Source organism: Actinoplanes sp. SE50/110 (assembly GCF_900119315.1).
GTDB lineage: Bacteria > Actinomycetota > Actinomycetes > Mycobacteriales > Micromonosporaceae > Actinoplanes.
Map to the genome: position 1 here is coordinate 7,807,161 of NZ_LT827010.1, position 18,259 is coordinate 7,825,419.

The 18,259-nt window shown below is 70.9% G+C and carries 21 protein-coding genes; 9 read left to right on the forward strand and 12 right to left on the reverse strand.

Annotation, left to right across the window (positions count from 1 at the left end; genetic code table 11):
• Window positions 1–125: 125 nt before the first annotated feature.
• From ACSP50_RS34790 to ACSP50_RS34800, 3 genes are read left to right on the forward strand one after another with little or no spacing between them, the layout of a single operon-like run.
• Window positions 126–659: a hypothetical protein gene (locus ACSP50_RS34790; protein ID WP_014694011.1), complete on the forward strand. Its 534-nt coding sequence runs from the start codon at window positions 126–128 to the stop codon at window positions 657–659.
• Window positions 660–663: 4 nt separating this feature from the next.
• Complete coding sequence (locus ACSP50_RS34795) at window positions 664–1,386, forward strand: HipA family kinase (protein WP_014694012.1); 723 nt, start codon at window positions 664–666, stop codon at window positions 1,384–1,386.
• Entirely contained in the window at window positions 1,383–1,751 is a 369-nt protein-coding gene (locus ACSP50_RS34800; RefSeq protein ID WP_014694013.1) for a DUF3037 domain-containing protein, read from the forward strand. Before ACSP50_RS34795 ends, ACSP50_RS34800 begins: the two co-directional genes overlap by 4 nt.
• On the opposite strand, the gene ACSP50_RS34805 is transcribed toward ACSP50_RS34800, so the two are convergent.
• Window positions 1,737–2,618 (reverse strand): transglutaminase-like domain-containing protein, encoded by an 882-nt coding sequence (locus ACSP50_RS34805; protein ID WP_014694014.1) that lies wholly within the window; start codon window positions 2,616–2,618, stop codon window positions 1,737–1,739. The genes ACSP50_RS34800 and ACSP50_RS34805 overlap by 15 nt on opposite strands.
• A 75-nt stretch (window positions 2,619–2,693) precedes the next feature.
• Between ACSP50_RS34805 and ACSP50_RS34810 the strand changes: the two genes are divergently transcribed.
• From ACSP50_RS34810 to ACSP50_RS34820, 3 genes are all read left to right on the forward strand, one after another.
• The gene (locus tag ACSP50_RS34810; protein ID WP_014694015.1) at window positions 2,694–3,761 is read left to right on the forward strand and encodes an ATP-dependent DNA ligase; all 1,068 of its coding nucleotides are present in this window, start codon (window positions 2,694–2,696) and stop codon (window positions 3,759–3,761) included.
• Between the two features lie 83 nt (window positions 3,762–3,844).
• Window positions 3,845–5,362, forward strand: coding sequence for an alpha/beta hydrolase (locus tag ACSP50_RS34815; RefSeq protein ID WP_014694016.1), 1,518 nt, complete (start codon window positions 3,845–3,847; stop codon window positions 5,360–5,362).
• A 1,268-nt stretch (window positions 5,363–6,630) separates the two neighbouring features.
• The gene (locus ACSP50_RS34820; RefSeq protein ID WP_014694017.1) at window positions 6,631–7,086 is read left to right on the forward strand and encodes a GNAT family N-acetyltransferase; all 456 of its coding nucleotides are present in this window, start codon (window positions 6,631–6,633) and stop codon (window positions 7,084–7,086) included.
• 388 nt (window positions 7,087–7,474) lie between these two features.
• Here the strand turns inward: ACSP50_RS34820 and ACSP50_RS34825 are convergent, their stop codons facing one another.
• The 4 genes from ACSP50_RS34825 to ACSP50_RS34840 all read right to left on the reverse strand — a co-directional run bounded on the left by ACSP50_RS34825 (window position 7,475) and on the right by ACSP50_RS34840 (window position 11,214).
• Window positions 7,475–8,014 carry a hypothetical protein gene (locus tag ACSP50_RS34825; RefSeq protein WP_155123717.1) on the reverse strand — a complete coding sequence of 180 codons (540 nt, stop codon included), beginning with the start codon at window positions 8,012–8,014 and terminating at the stop codon, window positions 7,475–7,477.
• Window positions 8,015–8,705: 691 nt separating this feature from the next.
• Window positions 8,706–9,731 (reverse strand): non-homologous end-joining DNA ligase, encoded by a 1,026-nt coding sequence (gene ligD / locus ACSP50_RS34830; RefSeq protein ID WP_014694019.1) that lies wholly within the window; start codon window positions 9,729–9,731, stop codon window positions 8,706–8,708.
• 357 nt (window positions 9,732–10,088) lie between these two features.
• Window positions 10,089–10,628, reverse strand: coding sequence for an LPXTG cell wall anchor domain-containing protein (locus ACSP50_RS34835; protein ID WP_014694020.1), 540 nt, complete (start codon window positions 10,626–10,628; stop codon window positions 10,089–10,091).
• 100 nt (window positions 10,629–10,728) lie between these two features.
• Window positions 10,729–11,214, reverse strand: coding sequence for a hypothetical protein (locus ACSP50_RS34840; protein WP_014694021.1), 486 nt, complete (start codon window positions 11,212–11,214; stop codon window positions 10,729–10,731).
• Window positions 11,215–11,287: 73 nt separating this feature from the next.
• Between ACSP50_RS34840 and msrB the strand changes: the two genes are divergently transcribed.
• Window positions 11,288–11,692 (forward strand): peptide-methionine (R)-S-oxide reductase MsrB, encoded by a 405-nt coding sequence (msrB, locus tag ACSP50_RS34845; protein ID WP_014694022.1) that lies wholly within the window; start codon window positions 11,288–11,290, stop codon window positions 11,690–11,692.
• Here the strand turns inward: msrB and ACSP50_RS34850 are convergent.
• From ACSP50_RS34850 to ACSP50_RS34865, 4 genes are all read right to left on the reverse strand, one after another.
• The gene (locus ACSP50_RS34850; RefSeq protein ID WP_014694023.1) at window positions 11,678–12,145 is read right to left on the reverse strand and encodes a dihydrofolate reductase; all 468 of its coding nucleotides are present in this window, start codon (window positions 12,143–12,145) and stop codon (window positions 11,678–11,680) included. The two genes, msrB and ACSP50_RS34850, sit on opposite strands and share 15 nt — an antisense overlap.
• Complete coding sequence (locus ACSP50_RS34855) at window positions 12,142–12,939, reverse strand: thymidylate synthase (protein ID WP_014694024.1); 798 nt, start codon at window positions 12,937–12,939, stop codon at window positions 12,142–12,144. Before ACSP50_RS34855 ends, ACSP50_RS34850 begins: the two co-directional genes overlap by 4 nt.
• A 12-nt stretch (window positions 12,940–12,951) precedes the next feature.
• Entirely contained in the window at window positions 12,952–13,557 is a 606-nt protein-coding gene (gene wrbA, locus ACSP50_RS34860) for an NAD(P)H:quinone oxidoreductase (protein WP_014694025.1), read from the reverse strand.
• A gap of 68 nt (window positions 13,558–13,625) precedes the next feature.
• Window positions 13,626–13,880 carry an isoamylase early set domain-containing protein gene (locus ACSP50_RS34865; protein WP_014694026.1) on the reverse strand — a complete coding sequence of 85 codons (255 nt, stop codon included), beginning with the start codon at window positions 13,878–13,880 and terminating at the stop codon, window positions 13,626–13,628.
• A gap of 82 nt (window positions 13,881–13,962) precedes the next feature.
• Between ACSP50_RS34865 and ACSP50_RS34870 the strand changes: the two genes are divergently transcribed.
• Window positions 13,963–14,418, forward strand: coding sequence for a GNAT family N-acetyltransferase (locus ACSP50_RS34870; RefSeq protein ID WP_014694027.1), 456 nt, complete (start codon window positions 13,963–13,965; stop codon window positions 14,416–14,418).
• On the opposite strand, the gene hemQ is transcribed toward ACSP50_RS34870, so the two are convergent.
• The 3 genes from hemQ to hemE form a co-directional block, all read right to left on the reverse strand.
• A complete protein-coding gene (hemQ, locus tag ACSP50_RS34875; protein WP_014694028.1) occupies window positions 14,405–15,106 on the reverse strand; it encodes a hydrogen peroxide-dependent heme synthase in 702 nt (233 codons plus the stop codon). The genes ACSP50_RS34870 and hemQ overlap by 14 nt on opposite strands.
• On the reverse strand, window positions 15,103–16,497 hold the full coding sequence (hemG, locus tag ACSP50_RS34880; protein ID WP_014694029.1) for a protoporphyrinogen oxidase: 1,395 nt from the start codon (window positions 16,495–16,497) through the stop codon (window positions 15,103–15,105). The genes hemQ and hemG overlap by 4 nt, the downstream gene beginning before the upstream one ends.
• Before the next feature lie 65 nt (window positions 16,498–16,562).
• Window positions 16,563–17,597, reverse strand: coding sequence for a uroporphyrinogen decarboxylase (gene hemE, locus ACSP50_RS34885; RefSeq protein ID WP_043512788.1), 1,035 nt, complete (start codon window positions 17,595–17,597; stop codon window positions 16,563–16,565).
• Window positions 17,598–17,679: 82 nt separating this feature from the next.
• On the opposite strand from hemE, the gene ACSP50_RS34890 reads away from it, so the two are divergent.
• On the forward strand, window positions 17,680–18,252 hold the full coding sequence (locus ACSP50_RS34890) for a DUF3000 domain-containing protein (RefSeq protein ID WP_043512791.1): 573 nt from the start codon (window positions 17,680–17,682) through the stop codon (window positions 18,250–18,252).
• Window positions 18,253–18,259: the final 7 nt, after the last annotated feature.

Sequence of the window (18,259 nt, forward strand, 5' to 3'; positions counted from 1 at the left end):
CCGTTTGAGCGACCGCTCAAATCGCAGCGTAGACCGTTTTGAGCGACTGCTCAACTCCCCGGACTGGCGACTTACGTGATTGCGATGTAAGCATGTAATCACCACAGATTGCCGAGGAGGACGAGATGCGTTTCCGGCCTACCGACCCGCCCGCCGCCGACGACGCCGCCGCCTGGATCACCGGCGCCGTCCCGGACGGCTGGTTCACCGAGCCGCCCGAGGTCGTCACCGACCGCGACGAGATCATCATCTGGGGCCGGCTGCCCGAGCCGGACCTGCCGGCCGAGGCCACCGACGCCGACCGCGCCGCCGCCCTCGCCGGACGGATCACCCAGTTCCGGGAGAACACCCGCGACGACCGAATCCGGGTCGCCCGCCAGGTCGAGCACCGCTACCAGCGCAAGGTCGCCTGGGGCGTCCGCTGCGGCAGCGCCGACGAGCTCTGGACGCACCTGTCCGCGCCGGTGATGACCCGGCTGCGCCAACCCGAGCGCCAGGTCCTGGACACGCTCGTCGACGCCGGCGTGGCCCGCTCCCGCTCGGACGCGCTGGCCTGGTGCGTCCGGCTGGTCGGCGAGCACACCGAGGAGTGGCTGGCCGGCCTGCGCGACGCCATGACCAAGGTCGACGAGTTGCGGAAACAGGGCCCACTAAGCTGACCCGGTGCTACGTGAGGTCACCGCGATCAGGTATGTGACGCCCCTGAGAGAGGGCGGTTCGCTGCCCGGCGTCGTCGAGGCCGACGACCTCGGGACGTACGTGGTGAAGTTCCGCGGCGCCGGGCAGGGACCGAAAGCGCTGGTGGCCGAGGTGATCGCCGGTGAGCTGGCGCGCCGCCTCGGCCTGCCGGTGCCGGAGCTGGCCCGCGTCGAGCTGGACCCGGTGGTCGCCCGGGCCGAGCCGGACGAGGAGGTCCAGGAGCTGATCAAGGCGAGCGCCGGCGGCAACCTGGGGATGGACTTCCTGCCCGGCGCGCTCGGCTACGACCCGAACGCGCACCCGGTCGAGGCCGGGCTGGCCAGCCGGGTGCTGGCCTTCGACGCGTACGTGGAGAACGTCGACCGCAGCTGGCGCAACCCGAACCTGCTGATCTGGCACGGCGGCCTGTGGCTGATCGACCACGGCGCCACCCTGTACTTCCACCACGACTGGGCGCGGGCCGAGGCGGTGGTGCACCGCCCCTACCGGTGGGAGGACCACGTGCTCAAGCCGTACGCCACCGCGCTGGCCACCGAGGGCCCGGCGCTGGCCGCCCGGCTCACCCGCGACCTGCTGGCCGAGGTGGTCGCCCTGGTCCCGCAGGACTGGCTGGACGACGGCGACCGCGAAGCCTACCTCGACCACCTCGCGCGCCGCGCCGAGCGTCCGGAGGCCTGGCTGCCATGAGGATCCCCTACGAGTACGCGGTGATCCAGGCCGTGCCGCGGGTCGAGCGCGGTGAGCTGATCAACGTCGGGGTGCTGCTCTACTGCCAGCGCCACGACTTCCTCTCGGCCCGCACCCACCTGACCGAGTCCCGGCTGCTGGCCCTCGACCCGTCCGCCGACGTGCCCGCCGTCCGCGCCGCCCTGGACTCCTGGGAGGCCACCTGCCGGGGCGGCGGCGCCTCGGCCGGGATGCGGCTCGGCGAGCGGTTCCGCTGGCTGGTCGCCCCGCGCAGCACCATCCTGCGGGCCGGGCCGGTCCACATGGGCCTCACCGTGGAACCGGCCGCCGAGCTGGAGCGACTCGTCGGGCTACTGGTGCACTGAGGTCAGGGTGACCGGGTAACGGGCGCCGCGGGGCGAGACGCAGAAGACGGTTCCGCCCGGATGCAGCCGGGGGTCATCGACGTACCGCGCAGTCAGTTCCTTCTCCGCTCGGTCGTCTCCCGCATCGGCGTCCAGCAGCAGCGCGGCGATCTCGTCCAGGTGGGTGAGATCGGCGGGCAACGCCGCGGGCAGCAGCGCCCACTCCCGGTCGGCAAACGGGATCGCCTCGCCGAACAGGTCCCAGAGCAGCAGCTCGTCGCCCTGCCGGTGGGCCAGTTCGAGCATCAGATAGTGCAGGATCATCCACGGCCCGCCGATCGGGACACCGAAACCCACCCCGTACGTCCCGGGGTCGATCTCGCCGCGCCGCATCGCCCGCCAGGCCTGGGCGGCGGTGTGCAGACCGGCCGGGCCGAGCTCGACCTCGGGAATGCCGAGGCCGGGATCCATGGCGATCCACCGCTCGCCGTCGTGGTATTCGGTGACGACGTGGTCGACGTGGTAATCCGGTTCGAGATATCCGGCGAACCCGATCCGGCTCCGCGCCGGGATCCGGTGCGCCCGCAGCGCCGCCACGGTCAGCAGCGCGCTGTCCCGGCAGCAGCCGGTCAGCCGCTGCTGCAGCGGCCGGTCGGCGTCCAGCGGCGCGCCACCGAACCGCTCCTCGTCCAGGTCGAGCATCCGGCTCACCCACCGGGTGTCGATGTCGGTGAGCCGCTCCGGCGGGAAGTCGATGCCGGAGGCGCGGTAGTGCACGGTCAGGTTGCGCACCACGGCCCCGATCGCGTCGGCGTCGGCGGGCAGCGCGGCGAGCCGCTCGCGGTGCCGGCCCGGGTCGGAGAATCGAGTCTGTCGTGTCCAGTCCATGCGATCGATAGTGGAGTCTCTCCCCGTGGCAGGGTAAAGGCTTCCCCCGACGAGAATTCCGGGCAGACTGAGCGGATGCAGCTGCCGATCCAGCATCCGGTCAAGCCGATGCTCGCCAAGCCCGTTCCGGAGATCCCGCCCGGCCTGATCTACGAGCCCAAGTGGGACGGCTTCCGGTCGATCATCTTCCGGGACGGCGACGAGGTGGAGATCGGCAGCCGCAACGAGAAACCGATGACCCGGTACTTCCCCGAGGTCGTCGAGGCGGTCCTGGCCAACTTCCCGGAGCGGGCGGTGATCGACGGCGAGGTGATCGTCGCCGACACCGGTCGCAACACCCTCGACTTCGAGGCACTGCAGCAGCGGATCCACCCCGCCGCCAGCCGGGTCAAGCTGCTCTCGGAGCAGACCCCGGCCAGCTTCGTCGCCTTCGACCTGCTGGCGCTCGGCGACGAGGACCTCACCGAGCTGCCCTTCGAGCAGCGGCGGGAACGCTTGCGGCAGGCGTTGGGCCAGGCCGAGGCGCCGGTGTACGTCACGCCGGCCACCGATGACACCGACACCGCGCGCCGGTGGTTCGAGGAGTTCGAGGGCGCCGGGCTGGACGGGCTGATCGCCAAGGGACGGGAGCTCACCTACCAGCCCGACAAGCGGGTCATGTTCAAGATCAAGCACAAGCGGACCGCGGACTGCGTGGTCGCCGGGTACCGGGTGCACAAGTCGGCGGAGAACCGGATCGGCTCGCTGCTGCTCGGCCTCTACGACGAGCGCGGCGTGCTGGCCTCGGTCGGGGTCATCGGCTCGTTCCCGATGAAGGTCCGCGAGGAGCTGTTCGACCAGATGCAGCCGCTGGTCACCGGCTTCGACGGGCACCCCTGGGACTGGGCCGCCCACCAGCAGGGCGAACGCACCCCGCGCAAGAACGAGGTGAGCCGGTGGAACGCCGGCAAGGACCTGTCGTTCGTCCCGCTGCGCCCGGAACGGGTCGTCGAGGTCCGCTACGACTACATGGAGGGCGTCCGGTTCCGGCACACCGCGCAGTTCGAGCGCTGGCGGCCCGACCGGGAGCCCCGCACCTGCACGTACGAGCAGTTGGAGCGCCCCGTCCGGTTCGATCTCGCCGAGGTTCTCACCAGCCGCTGAGCGGGACTGTCAGACGGACCGGCTAGGGTGGCGCCGTGCCTCGTCGCTCACGTTCGGTCCTCGCACTCCTCGCCGTGCTGGTCATGACCGCCGGTGGTTGCACACTGCCGGCGTTCGCGCCGGAGGGTTCCACCGACCCGGCCACGCCGGGCGGCGGCGCATCGGCCGCCGCGGCCGGCGGCACCGCGCAGTGGAAACCGTGTCCCGACGTGCCGACGAAACTCGTCGGCCGGGGCGCCGCCGGGGTCAACTACGACTGCGCCACCGTCGCGGTCCCCCGCGACTGGGCGAAACCGGACTCCGGTCAGACGTACGACCTGGCCATGATCCGGATCCGCGCCAAGTCGCAGAAAGACCGGATCGGCTCGCTGCTGGTCAACCCGGGCGGTCCCGGTGGCTCCGGCGTCGACCTCGCCGTCTACCTGTCGTTCGGGCCCGGTTTCAACGGCCTGCCCACGGAGATCACCGACAGGTTCGACATCGTCGGCTTCGACCCGCGCGGGGTGAGCCGGTCCAGCCCGCTCAAATGCATCCCGGACGCCGAGCAGGACGCCAGCTTCGGCTCCGACCCCGACCCGGTCAGCCAGGCCGAGTTCGACCAGGTCACGGCGCTGAACAAGAAGATCGCCGATGGCTGCGGCCAGAAATACGGCGACCAGCTGGCGAACTTCTCCACCGAGCAGGCCGCCCACGACATGGACGCGCTGCGCGCCGCGGTCGGCGACCCGAAACTCACCTACCTGGGCTTCTCCTACGGCACGCTGCTCGGCGCGACCTACGCCCAGCTGTTCCCACAGAACGTCCGGGCCCTGGTCCTCGACGGCGCGGTCGACGCCACCGAGGATTACGTGACCAGCTCGGAAACCCAGGCCAAGGGATTCGAGCGGGCCTTCGGCAACTTCACCAAGTGGTGCCAGGCGACCCCGGCGAAATGCCCGATCTCCGCCGACCCGCGCGGCGCGGTCACCGCCGCCATGGCGAATGCGGAGAAGTCCCCGGTCAAATACCGCGACGGCCGCAGCGCCACCGCCGGGTGGATCTTCGTCGGGGTGATTTCCTCGCTCTACACCGAAACCGGCTGGACCAGCCTCGCCGACGCCATCCGCGACCTCGGCCGCGGCGACGCCAAGGGCATCCTGGACCTGGCCGACCAGTACGCCGAGCGCAAGGCCGATGGCTCGTACTCCAACCTGTTCGACGCTAACCTGGCCGTCAACTGCTCCGACACCGAGGGCGCACCCACCGTCGACCAGGTCCGCAAATACCAGTCCGAGTGGCGCAAGAAATACCCGATGTTCGGCGCCCCGATCGCCATCGGCATGCTCCCCTGCACCTACTGGCCCGGCAAACGCGACCCGTACCCGACCGGGGCCGCCAAGGGCGCCCCGCCCATCGTCGTCGTCGGCACCACCGGCGACCCGGCCACGCCGTACGAGAACACCGCCCACCTGGCCGCCATGCTGGGCACCGGGCACGTGCTCACCTGGGAGGGCGAGGGCCACACCGCGTATCCGTCGACGCCCTGCATCACCAGCGCGGTCGACGGCTACCTGCTGAACCTGACCGTGCCCAAGGAGGGGTTGCGCTGCCCGGCCAAGTGACCTGGGGGCACGTCGGCGCTGCCTGGGGGGCGGTCGCAGCGATCCGCTGACCGGCGACCCTTGGCGGCCGGCTTCGCCGTCCGCTGAAGGCTCCCGAGGATCTGCTGACGGGGTTTCGCTGTTCGCGGACGCTTTCTGTGCGCTGGCCGCCGCCCGACGGCCGGATCCTGCCGGTAGTGGACGCCTCCTGACCGTCGGATTCCGCCGGCCGCCGATACTTGGTGTCCGCTGTCGGCTGACCGCCCCCGACGGCCGGTATCCGCCGGCTGCCGACGTCCGCTGTCCGCTGTCCGCTGTCGGCTGACCGCCCCCGATGGCCGGTATCCGCCGGCTGCCGACGCTCGCTGTCCGCTGTCCGCCGATCGCCGCCGACGGCCGGTATACGCCGGCTGCTGACGCTTGCTGTCCGCCGATCGCCGCCGACGGCCGGTATCCGCCGGCTGCTGACGCTTGCTGTCCGCCGATCGCCGCCGACGGCCGGTTTCCGCCGGTCGTCGATGCTTCCGGTCCGCTTACTGCCGATGCGACCGGACTACCGCTCTTCGCTGACATCGCTCGACGACGAGTTCCCGTTCTCGCTAATGCCGGGCTGAAGGGCCGTAGTCTCGACCAGCGGCAGCCCCACTCGCGGGCCCGTCGGGCTGAGCCGCGCCTGCGGGCAGACGACGGCCGACGTAGGGGCGACGGTCAACCGTGCGAGCCCCATCCACCCGGTGGGCGGCGAGACCCAGGTTGGCGCAGCCTATGACAGCTCAGTCCTAGGAGCCTTCAGTCCTAGGGCAGCCCAGTCCTAGGGCAGCCCACACCCACCTTCACGGGGTGCTGACCGTCGGCTCGTTCCACCACTCCTAGAGCAGCCCACTCCTAGGGCAGCCCAGTCCTAGGGTGGTCCCGTCCTAGGATCGCCCAGTCCTAGGGTGGGGCCGTCCTAGGGTGGGGCCGTCCTAGGGTGGGCCCGTCCTAGGACATCTCAGCCTCAAGACAGGGCTCACCCGAAGCAGGCGAGCCATCGCGCGGCGGCGCCGCGTACACCCGAAGGTCCACACATTCGGTGCCACACCCGCCGCCTTCGGAGCACGCCCCCACGCAGCGAATTTCACGGTCGTCAGGCAGCACGCCCCAAGCAGCGGAAGCTCGGGGTCCAGCCGCCTGACGTAGCGCGCGTTCGACGCAGTTGTGGCAGGTAGGGCAGTTTGGTCCCGGGGTTGCCGGATCCTAGGGTGGTCCAGCCTAGGAACGCTGGATAGGCGGCTGGGAGACTGGTGATCATGGAGTTTCGGGTTGCTGGTCGTGAAGATGTTCCTGCCGTACTCGCTCTGCTCGCGGACGATGAGATCAGTCGCGGTCGTGGGTTCGGCGAGGTTCCGGCGGAGATCGGGGCGGCCCTCTGGGCGGCGTTTGAGGCGATCGCCGCGGATCCGCACAACGAGTTGATCGTCGGGGTCCAGGATGGGGTGGTGGCCGGCACCTGCCAGCTCACCTACCTGCCGGGGCTGAGCCGGGGCGGTGCCTGGCGGATGCAGATCGAGGCGGTCCGGATCCGTGCCGACCTGCGCGGCGGCGGCCACGGCGCGGCCATGATGCGCTGGGCGATCGCCCGGGCCGAGGAACGCGGCTGCGCAATGGTTCAGCTCACGTCGGACAACAAGCGGGTGGCCGCGCACCGCTTCTACGAACGGCTCGGCTTCACCGCCTCGCATGTCGGCATGAAACTCATACTCTGAAACTCGCGTCGACTGAACCGACGCCGAAGGCCACCACTGGTCGCACCAGACCACCATTCCGCGGCGACGGCGGGGCCGCATATTCGTCGGCCACCCAGCACCCGGCACTCGTTTCCTCGGTGCGGGCGCGAGAATCTTTTTTTTGGCACTTGACGGGCCTTACACTTCTCTTCTCGGGGGCGGGATAATTGGGGAGTGGGGCAGTTGTCGTTGTTCAGCCGGGCTGAGGTCGCGCGGATGCGGGACCGCACTGCGGCGCGGAATTATTCGCCGGAGAAAGAGGAATTCCGGCGGCAACATGAGCGGCATCGCGCGTGGGGATTGCGACAAAGGCACACACGGAAGCTGGTCCGCAACGGGTGGAGTGCGGCGGAGGCGTGGGCGGCCGTCACCGCTCAGGACGATCAACGGCGGCAGGGGGTTGGTGCCCGGCTTCGGCCAGCCGGTCCGGTTTCGAGGCCTGCGCCTTGCGGTGAACCGCTCCCTCCAGCGGCGGCTGATGCGAGGCCGGGACCAGCGAATTCGGTTCCGACACCAACGCCTCGACCGGAGCCGCTCCCAGCAGCAGCAGCGGCTGACAGCCCACCGCGACCAACAAATTCAGTTCCCACACCAACGCCTCGACCGCAGCCGCTCCCAGCAGCAGCAGCGGCTGACAGCCCACCGCGACCAACAAATTCAGTTCCCACACCAACGCCTCGACCGGAGCCGCTCCCAGCAGCAGCAGCGGCTGACAGCCCACCGCGACCAACAAATTCAGTTCCCACACCAACGCCTCGACCGCAGCCGCTCCCAGCAGCAGCAGCGGCTGACAGCCCACCGCGACCAACAAATTCAGTTCCCACACCAACGCCTCGACCGCAGCCGCTCCCAGCAGCAGCGGCGGCTGACAGCCCACCGCGACCAACAAATTCAGTTCCCACACCAACGCCTCGACCGGAGCCGCTCCCAGCAGCGGTGATCAAGCGGAAGGTCGCACCCAACCCCAACACAGCTGGTGATGCGCGGCTTGCGGTCGGGTGTGGGCGCGCTGGGATTTTTATTGTTTTGGTGGGCTGGCGTGTGATGGTGGTCCAGGTGACACTCGCTCAGGTGAGTTGGCGCCGAGTTCGTTGTGGTCACTGGGCGGTGGTCGAGCTTAATAATGGTAGACATTTCATCTGGAATAGATATTTTGCGGGCGGCTCCCTGAAGATGTTTGCGTCAATTTTTGAGGGTTGCCTTGAGGAGATTTTCCATCGAATATGCGCATGTGCTCGGCCACCATGAAGGCTCCGCGTACGCGCGCGACGACTGGCGAGACACTGCCGCACACGCGCGACGACTGGCGAGACACTGCCGCACACGCACGACCACTGGCGAGACACTGCCGCACACGCACGACGACCGGCGAGACACTGCCGCACACGCACGTGACAACCGGCAGGACACCCACGCACGCGCGACGACCGGCAAGACACCGCCGCACGCGATGGTGGAAGCGTCGCTGGATGTGGGCGGGACGGCGGCGAAGAGTGCGAGGGCTGGGGTTCGAGGGTGGGGCCGGCCCCTGCCGGGCGGCCGTGGAGAGCGGCCGTGGAGAGCGGCCGTGGAGAGCGGCCGTGGAGAGTAGCTGGGGGTTAGGACTGCCAGTTGGCGGGGTTCTTTTTGGAGGGCTGGACTCGCGGGGGTTCGCCCGGCATTTTGGGGTGGTCTGGGGGGTAGGGCATGTCGCCCAGGCCGTTTTTCTCGTCGCGGTCGACCCACTCCAGGAGCGGGGTGAGGTCGTGGTGGACGTCGTCGATGGTGGCGTGTGGGTCGCCCAGGGTGGCGAAGCGGTGGGGGACGGTGCGCAGGTCGAAGTCGTCCGGGGTGATGGTGGGCAGTTCGGCCCAGGTCACCGGGGTGGACACGGTGGCCCGCCGGTTGGCTCGCAGGGAGTAGGCGCAGGCGATTGTCCGGTCGCGGGCCATCTGGTTGAAGTCGAGGAAGACACGCTGGCCGCGTTCCTCCTTCCACCAGGCGGTGGTGATCGCCTGCGGGCGGCGGCGTTCGACCTCGCGGGCCAGGGCGATGGCGGCCCGGCGGACCTGGACGAAATCCCAGCGGGGGGCGATCCGGATGTACACGTGCACGCCGCGGCCGCCGGAGGTTTTGGGGAAGCCGACCCAGCCGAGGTCGTCGAGGACTTCGTGGACCACCTCGGCGGCCGCGGTCACGTCGCTGAAACCGAGGCCGGGCTGCGGGTCCAGGTCGATCCGGAGTTCGTCGGGGTGGTCGGGGGTGCCGCCGCGGACCGGCCACGGGTGGAAGACGACGGTGCCCATCTGCGCGGCCCAGGCGACGTGGGCCAGGTCGGCGGGGCAGAGCTCGTCCGCCGTACGGCCGCTCGGGAAGGTGATGGTGGCGGTCCGGATCCACTCGGGAACGCCGCGGGTGGGGATGCGCTTCTGGAAGAACGCTTCGCCCTCCAGGCCGTCGGGGAAGCGTTGCAGGGTGGTCGGTCGGTCGCGGAGGGCGCGCAGGATGCCGTCGCCGACCGAACGGTAATACTCGAAGACGTCGCGTTTGGTGAAGCCGCGTTCGGCGAAAACGATCTTGTCGGGGCTGCTCAGGCGGACCGGGTGGCCGGCGATCTCGTGTTCCTCGGCAGCGGCTTTCGGCATGCCCCGACCCTATGCCAAAAGGAAGTCCCGAGCGTGCCGCCGAAGACAAGCCCTGCGTGCCGCCGGAAGGACGAACCTAGGCGCGCCGCGAAAAGACCGCCCGCGCGTGCCCCCGGAAGGACGAACCCAAGCGCCGCGAAAACACCCTCCGCGCGCGCCCTGGAAGAACCAACCCGGGCGCGCCGCGGAAAGGGGAGCCGGAGGTGGCGCCGCGAGGAAGACCCGGGTGTGTGGCGCTGCGAGGCGGGCACGGACCCGGCGCCACGAGTCTGGCCCGGGCACCAGGCCGCGCGGCCGAAAAACGTGAGGGCCACCCGACAAAACCGGGTGACCCTCACAAATCGGACATAGACGGAATCAGGCGGACTTGCGTCGGCGGGTGTACCACAGCGCGCCCGCGCCGCCGGCCACCAGCACCGCGCCGACCGCGACGGTCGCGCCCACCGGGCGGCCGGTCAGCGGCAGCGAGCCGGAGCTGACCCCGCTGCCCTTGGTGGTGATCGGCGACGGCACCTCGGTCGGGCTCACCCCGCCCGGCACGGTCTTGGCGCCACCGGTCGGGCTCACCTCGCCGTATCCGGCGTGCCCGCGGGTGCCCCCGACGGTGTCCGGGCTGGCGGCGGCCGGGCTGACCGCGGCCGGCGGCGTGGTCGCCACGACGGTCGCGGTCGGACCGCCGGCGGCCGGTGTGGTGGCGGCCGGCGCGGTGGCGGCCGGTGTGGTGGTCGCCGGCGATGCGGCCCCGTAGCCCGCGTTGCCGCGGTCGGCGCTGGCGTGCACGGCCGGGTGGGCGGCGTCGAAGGACGCGGCGAGGACGGGCGACGAGATGGCGAGCGCAGCGAAGGCGGTGACGCCGGCAGCGGGGATTCCCACGGCCAGTCGACGAACAAAGCTCATGAGGAGTATCCGTTCTGTTGCTGTTGCGTACGTTTGCATGGTCGCACGGGAGCTTAGCGGGGATTGCCCGTTTTACCCGAAAAGACCCTCCGGCGCGTCATCAACTCGGAAGACCACCGAAACGGTGGCTGCGCCACAGATGCGACAAAGCGAATACCTTGAGCTCGAACTGCGGGTCGGCGGCGAACAGTCCCCCGCTGTACGGGGCGTTCAGCTGCACGCTCGCCCCGGAATCCAGATACACCGAGACCACGTTGCGCCGGCCGCGCCGCTCAGCGCGCAGGTCCACCACCCGGTTCCACGGCACCTCGCCCTCGCCGAGCAGCGACGAGGTCCGGATCTCCCGGCTGCCGACCTCCACCCCGGTGCGTCGACCCAGGGTGATCCCGAGTACCACGCCGAGCACCAGCGGCGCCAGCACCAGCAGCGCCCAGGACCAGGCCGGCGGGCCGACCGGCCCGGGCCAGACCACGGTGGCGATCACCCCCGTCGTGACACTCGCCACCGCGCTGAGCGCGCCCAGATAGAGGCCGTGGCCGAAAGCCTGCTGGAAGGTCGGCCGGAACGTCGGGGATGCAGCTTCCATAGACGGCTCAACGGCCCGGCCCGGTGCGCCGCCGCACGCCGGGTGCGACACGTTCCGACGTACGGTTTATGGCATGGCAACCGATGAGACCACCCTGCCCACCTCCGAGGACGAGTGGCGGATCCGGCTCGACCCGGACGAGTTCCGGGTGCTCCGCCAGGCCGGCACCGAGGCGCCCTGGAGCGGGGAGTACGTGAACACCAAGACCGAGGGCATGTACCGGTGCCGCGGCTGCGGGGCGGAGTTGTACCCCAGTGACACGAAGTTCGACAGCCACTGCGGCTGGCCGTCCTTCGACGACGCGATCCCGGGCGCGGTCAAGGAGATCGAGGACCGCACCCACGGCATGGTCCGCGTCGAGATCCGCTGCGCGCGCTGCGACGGGCACCTGGGCCACGTGTTCCGGGGTGAGGGCTTCACCGACAAGAACACGCGGCACTGCGTCAACAGCCTGTCGATCAGGCTAGACCCGAGCTAGGTCCTCCACCACGTAGCGGATCCCGTTCGGCGCGGTCAGCCACCCCGTGGAGGCGGTCACCTTCCAGTCCGGGCCCAGCTCCGGCGCGAAGGTGTCGCCCTCCACGTCCAGCTCGATCGACGTCCGCACAATGTGCTCGGCGACCGGCAGAAACAGCTGGTAGACAGCGGCCCCGCCGATCACCCAGAAGTCAACTTCGCCAATCAGATCCGGACTGTGTACGACGTGGGCCCCGTCCCCGGTCCACCCGGGATCGCGGGTGAGCACCACGTTGCGCCGCCCCGGCAGTGGCCGCCGGGGCAGCGAGTCCCAGGTGGCGCGTCCCATCACCACGGTCGACCCGGCGGTCCGCTCCTTGAAGATCGCCTGCTCGCCGGGCACGTGCCAGGGGATGTCCCCGCCCGCCCCGATCACCCGGCGGTGCGCCTGCGCCCAGATCAGGTGCACGCTCATACCGCGACCGGCGCCTTGATCGCCGGGTGGTGCTCGTAGCCGACGACGGTGAAGTCGGCGTACTCGTAGTCGAAGAGGCTGGGCCGCTTCGCGATCTCCAGTGCCGGGAACGGGTACGCCTGCCGGCCGAGCTGCTCGCGCACCTGCTCGACGTGGTTGTCGTAGATGTGGCAGTCGCCGCCCACCCAGATGAAGTCGCCCGGGGTCAGCCCGACCTGGTCGGCGACCATCCGGGTGAGCAGCGCGTACGACGCGATGTTGAACGGCACGCCGAGGAACAGGTCGGCGCTGCGCTGGTAGAGCTGGCAGGACAGCCGGCCGTCGGCCACGTAGAACTGGAACATCGCGTGGCACGGCATCAGCGCCATCTCGTCGAGCTGCCCCACGTTCCAGGCCGAGACGATCATGCGGCGCGAGTCCGGATCGGTACGCAACGTGTCCAGGATCTCGGAGATCTGGTCCACGTGGCCGTCCGGCGTGGGCCACGACCGCCACTGGTAGCCGTAGACCGGCCCGAGCTCGCCCGACTCCGAGGCCCACTCGTCCCAGATCGTCACGCCCTGATCGCGCAGCCACTGCACGTTCGTCTCGCCGCGCAGGAACCACAGCAGCTCCACCGCGATCGACTTGAAGTGCACCCGCTTGGTCGTGACCAGCGGAAACCCCTGGGACAGGTCGTAGCGCAGCCGCTCGCCGAAAAGGCTGCGGGTGCCGGTCCCGGTCCGGTCGCTCTTGCGGGTGCCGGTCTCCAGCACCCGCCGGAGAAGATCTTCGTACTGCGTGTCCACGGCCATACGCAGAACCTACTAGGCCCGCAGGCGGCCACCGATCTGGACGATGCGGCGCGCCAGGTGATCGAGGGCGGCGTACTGCACGTCGGTGAGCGGCGCGTCGTTCGAGCCGCCGGTGACGTGCGAGACGCCGTACGGATTGCCGTCGGCGAACTTCAGCGGGTCGGTGTAGCCGGGCGCCACCACCACCCCGCCGAAGTGGTAGATCGTGTTGTAGAGGGCCAGCAGCGTCGACTCCTGGCCGCCGTGCTCGGTCATCGACGCGGTGAACCCGGCGTACGCCTTGTTCGCCAGCTGTCCCTGCGCCCACTGCGGGCCCAGCGTGTCGATGAACTGCTTGAGCTGGCTGGCCACGTTGCCGTACCGGGTGGGCGTGCCGAACAGCACCGCGTCGGCCCAGACCACGTCGTCCGCGGCGGCCCGCGGCTCGTCCTTGGTGGTGTCGAAGTGCTGGCTCCAGGCCGCGTTCGAGGCGATCGCCTCGGGCGGGGCGAGCTCGGCGACCTGCCGCAGGCGCACGTCGGCACCGGCCTTCTCGGCCGCCTCCTGCAGGCGTTGCGCCATCCTGTGCAGGGTGCCGGTGGCCGAGTAGTAGATGATCGCGAGCTTGACGTCTGCCACGATGTGCCCTTCGTCGGGAGTCGGTTGACGGACTCCAGCACATCTCCTCACCGCACGCGGTGAAACGCTTATAGGCGGAGTTCGCTGCCCTCCGGGTCGTCGAACCACACGCCGCCGGTCGCCAGGTAGCGGAATTCGTACTCCCCCGGGTCCAGCGGCACGCTGACCGTGCGGGTCCCGTTGCGGCGCACCTGCAGCTCGTGCCGGCCCGGCTGCCAGTCGTTGAACGTGCCCACCACACTGACCACCCCGGACGGCTCGTCCGCCGGGAGGCTGAAGGTCACCCGGGTCTTGTTGCCGAACAACTTGCTGCGCTTGATCATCGCGTCCTCCACAGGCCGTAGCCTCATCACTACAACGCGGGACCGGCGACGGTGGTGACGACGCGCCGCATACGCTGTGCCGATGCACCCCGCACCGCATGACGAGCTGCGGGTCGCGTCCTTCCGCGACCTGCCCGCCGGCACGCTGTACGACATCCTCCGGCTGCGCAGTGACGTGTTCGTGGTCGAGCAGAACTGCGCCTACCCCGACCTGGACGGCCGCGACACCGAGCCCGGTACCCGACACCTATGGTTCTCCCGTGATCGGGAGATTCGGGCCTATCTGCGGATTCTCGATGACCATGGGACGGAACGGATCGGCCGGGTGGTCACCGCGAAGACGGCCCGCGGCGCCGGACTGGCCGGCCGGCTGATGGCGCACGCCCTGGAGGTCGTCGGCCACCGCCCGGCGGTGCTGGACGCCCAGTCGTACCTGGTCGGCTTCTACCGCCGGTACGGTTTCGAGCCCACCGGCCCGGAGTACGTGGAGGACGGCATCCCCCACGTACCCATGGCCCGTCCCGCTACGGCAGGCTAGCCGCGATCTCGCTGATCGAGCGGCGACGGCCGGTGTAGAACGGCACCTCCTCGCGCACGTGCCGGCGCGCCCGGGAGGCCCGCAGGTCACGCATCAGGTCGACGATCCGGTGCAGCTCGTCGGCCTCGAACGCGAGCATCCACTCGTAGTCGCCGAGCGCGAACGAGGCCACCGTGTTGGCCCGCACGTCCGGGTAGCCACGCGCCTGCCGGCCGTGCTCGGCGAGCAGCTCGCGCCGCTCGGCGTCGGGCAGCAGATACCACTCGTAGGAGCGGACGAACGGGTAGACGCACAGGTAGGGCCGCGCCTCCTCGCCGGCGAGGAAGGCCGGCAGGTGACTCTTGTTGAACTCGGCCGGCCGGTGCAGCGCCATCTGCGACCAGACCGGGGTCAGGTGCCGGCCCAGGGCTGTCCGCCGGAACAGCGAGTACGCCTCCTGCAGGTCGTCCGAGTCGGCGGCGTGCCACCAGATCATCAGGTCGGCGTCGGCGCGCAGCCCGGACACGTCGTAGGTGCCGCGGATCGTCACATCCTTCGCCGCGAGCTGCTCGAACAGGGTGTCGACCTCGCCGGCCAGCTCGTCGCGCAGGGCCGGCAGCGGGCTGGACGCCCGGAAGACCGACCACATCGTGTAGCGGATGGTGGCGTTCAGCTCGTTGATCCGAGCCGCATTGGTCTGCTCGCTCATGCACTTGCCTCCAGGTAACTGTTCACATCGTCCGCCGCCTGCTCCCCGCTGGCCACACAGACGGGGATGCCGACACCGTCGAGAGCCGCCCCGGCGAGCGCGATCCCCGCAGGCAGCGCGGCCCGCGCGGCCGCCACGCGATCCGGATGACCCGGCGCGTACTGCGGCAGGCCACCGCCCCACCGCTGGATCCAGGACGCGGTCGGCGACGGCAGCCGCGTCCCGGCCAGCTCGCTCAGCTCCCGGTGCGCGATCGCCAGCAGCGCCGGGTCGCTCAGCTGCAGCCGCTCCTGCTCCCCGGCCCGGCCCAGCGACGCCCGGACGATCACCGGACCGTCCGGCCCGGTCAGGTGCGGCCATTTCCGGGTGAAGAACGTCGCGGCCTTGACCAGCGTCCCCTCCCCCGGCGGCACCAGGAAGCCGGACAGCTCGGGCAGCCGCGTGCCGGGCGGCAGCGCCATCCCGGCCAGCGCGACGCTCGCGTACTCCAGGTCGCCGAGCGCGGCCGCGGCCCCGGGCGCGAGATCCGCGAGCAACCGGGCCGCCGGCGCCGCCGGCACGGCCAGGATCACGGCGTCGACCTCGTCGGTCTGGGGCTGCGGTGCCGGCCCCAGGGTCAGATGCCATCGATTGCCGGTACGGGTGATCCCGCGCACCGGCAGTCCCAGACTGATCCGGGCGCGTGCCGTGGTCGCCGCCGCCCCGATCAACCGGCTCATCCCGCCGTCCACGGCCGCGAACACCGGCTGCCCCGGGGTGCGCCGGCTCAGCGCCTGCGCGGCCCGGACCGCGCCGCGCAGGGTGTGCTCGGTCTCCGCGGTGCGGGCCAGCTGCGGCATGGTGGCCCGCAGCGACAGCCGATCCGCCCGGCCGGCGTAGACCCCGCCCAGCATCGGGTCGACCAGCCGGTCCACCACCTCGGCGCCGTACCGCGAGCGGACCAGCTCGCCGACCGCGATGTCCTGACCGGCGGCGAGCAGCGGGTGGCCGGTGTCGGCGTCCGCGTCCGCCTCCGGCAGGGCGACACCGTCCAGCGCGGACAGGTCGCCGGGCACGCCGACCAGGGTGCCGGCCGGAATCCGGGCCAGCGCCCCGCCGATCGCCAGGGCTGCCGGCTGGGCCGCCGGGTGCACCAGGGCGTCACCGAGGCCGACCCGGTGGGCGAACCGGACCGCCGCGGACGGGCCACCGTCCGGCGAACCGTTCAGGAACGACTCGGCGCCCCGCTCGACGCGCAGCCCGGCCAGCTCACCGGTGCGCAGTTTGCCGCCCAGGGCGCCGCTCTGCTCGTACACGATGATCTCGGTGTCCGCCCGCGTCACGTCCCGCAGGCGGACAGCGGCCGCCAGCCCGGCGATCCCGCCGCCGACAACCGCGATCCGCTTCCGCACGCCTCCACCCTCCCAGCCCGCCGCGCACCCCGGCACCCGGGGTCCGCCGCTGTGAGCCGATGAACTCAGCGTGCGGATGCCTCGTGGACGAGCGCGGTGAGGCGGGTGAGGATGTCGGGGTCCATCTCGGGCATGACGCCGTGGCCGAGGTTGAACACGTGACCCGGAGCCGACTGGCCCTGGGCGAGGACGCGGCGGGCCTCGCGCTCGACGACGTCCCAGCCGGCGAACAGGATCGCCGGGTCGAGGTTGCCCTGCACGGCCTTGTCCGGACCGAGGCGCTTGCTGGCCACGTCGAGCGGGGTGCGCCAGTCGACGCCGACCACGTCCGCGCCGGCCTCGCCCATCGCCTCCAGCAGCACCCCGGTGCCGACACCGAAGTGGATCCGGGGCACACCGGCGTCGTCCAGGCCACGCAGCACCCGCGCCGAATGCGGCATCACGAACTCGCGGTAGTCGGCCTCGGAGAGCGCGCCGGCCCACGAGTCGAACAGCTGGACCGCGCTCACCCCGGCGTCGATCTGGATGCGCAGGAAGGCGAGGGTGATCTCGGCCAGCCGGGCGAGCAGGGCATGCCACAGCTCGGGCTCGGCGTACATCATCGCCTTGGTCTTCAGGTAGGTCCGTGACGGCCCGCCCTCGATCAGATAGCTGGCCAGCGTGAACGGCGCCCCGGCGAAGCCGATCAGCGGGGTGGCGCCGAGCTCGGCGACCAGCAGCCGGACCGCCTCGGCGACGTAGTCCACGTCGTCCGCGGTGATCGGACGCAGCCGCTGCAGGTCGGCGGCGGTGCGGATCGGCTCGGCGACCACCGGGCCGGTGCCGGGCACGATGTCCAGATCGACGCCGGCCGCCGCGATCGGGACCACGATGTCGCTGTACAGGATGGCGGCGTCCACCCGGTGCCGGCGGACCGGCTGCAGGGTGATCTCGGTGACCAGGTCGGGGCGGCGGCACGAGTCGAGCATGCCGATCCCCTCGCGCAGCTTCCGGTACTCCGGCAGGGAGCGCCCGGCCTGCCGCATGAACCAGACCGGCGTGTGCGGGCCGGGCAGCCCGCGGCACGCGCGGACGAACGGGGAATCGTCGAGAACCGTCACCGGGTCATCGTGCCACGTGAGTGAGCGACGCCCGGCGGCGCGGCGAGGGCGGCCCGGGCGGAGATCGGCATACTCTTCCTCCATGGCGTCCCCCTCCGCTGTTCCCGAGGCGTTCACCCGTGCGGTGACCGCGTTGCGCGCGGACTCGCCCCGGCCGGAGATCCTGCTCGAGGAGATCGCCGCGCCGCAGCGGCTCGCGCCGTACTCGTTCGCGCTCAGTGCCACCGTGCTCCGCTCCGGCGAGGAGGTGGCCAGCGGCCGGCTGATCCTGCTGCACGACCCGGCCGGGCACGATGCCTGGCGCGGCGACCTGCGGCTGGTCACCCTGGTCACCGCCGAGCTGGAAGCCGACCTGGCGACCGACCCGCTGCTGCCGGCGGTCGCCTGGACGTGGCTGACCGACGCGCTGGACCAGCACGCGGCGGCGTGCACGGCGATCGGCGGGACGATCACCCAGACCGCGTCGACCCGGTTCGGCGAGCTGGCCGGGCCGGCGCCGACCGCCGACCTGGAGGTGCGCGCGTCCTGGACGCCGACCTCGGACGACGTCACGGCCCATCTGTACGGGTGGTGCGCGATGCTCGCCTCGACCGCGGGCCTGCCGCCGCCCGGGGTGTCGTCGCTGAGCGACCGGCATCGCGCCCCGGCGACCTGAGGCCGGC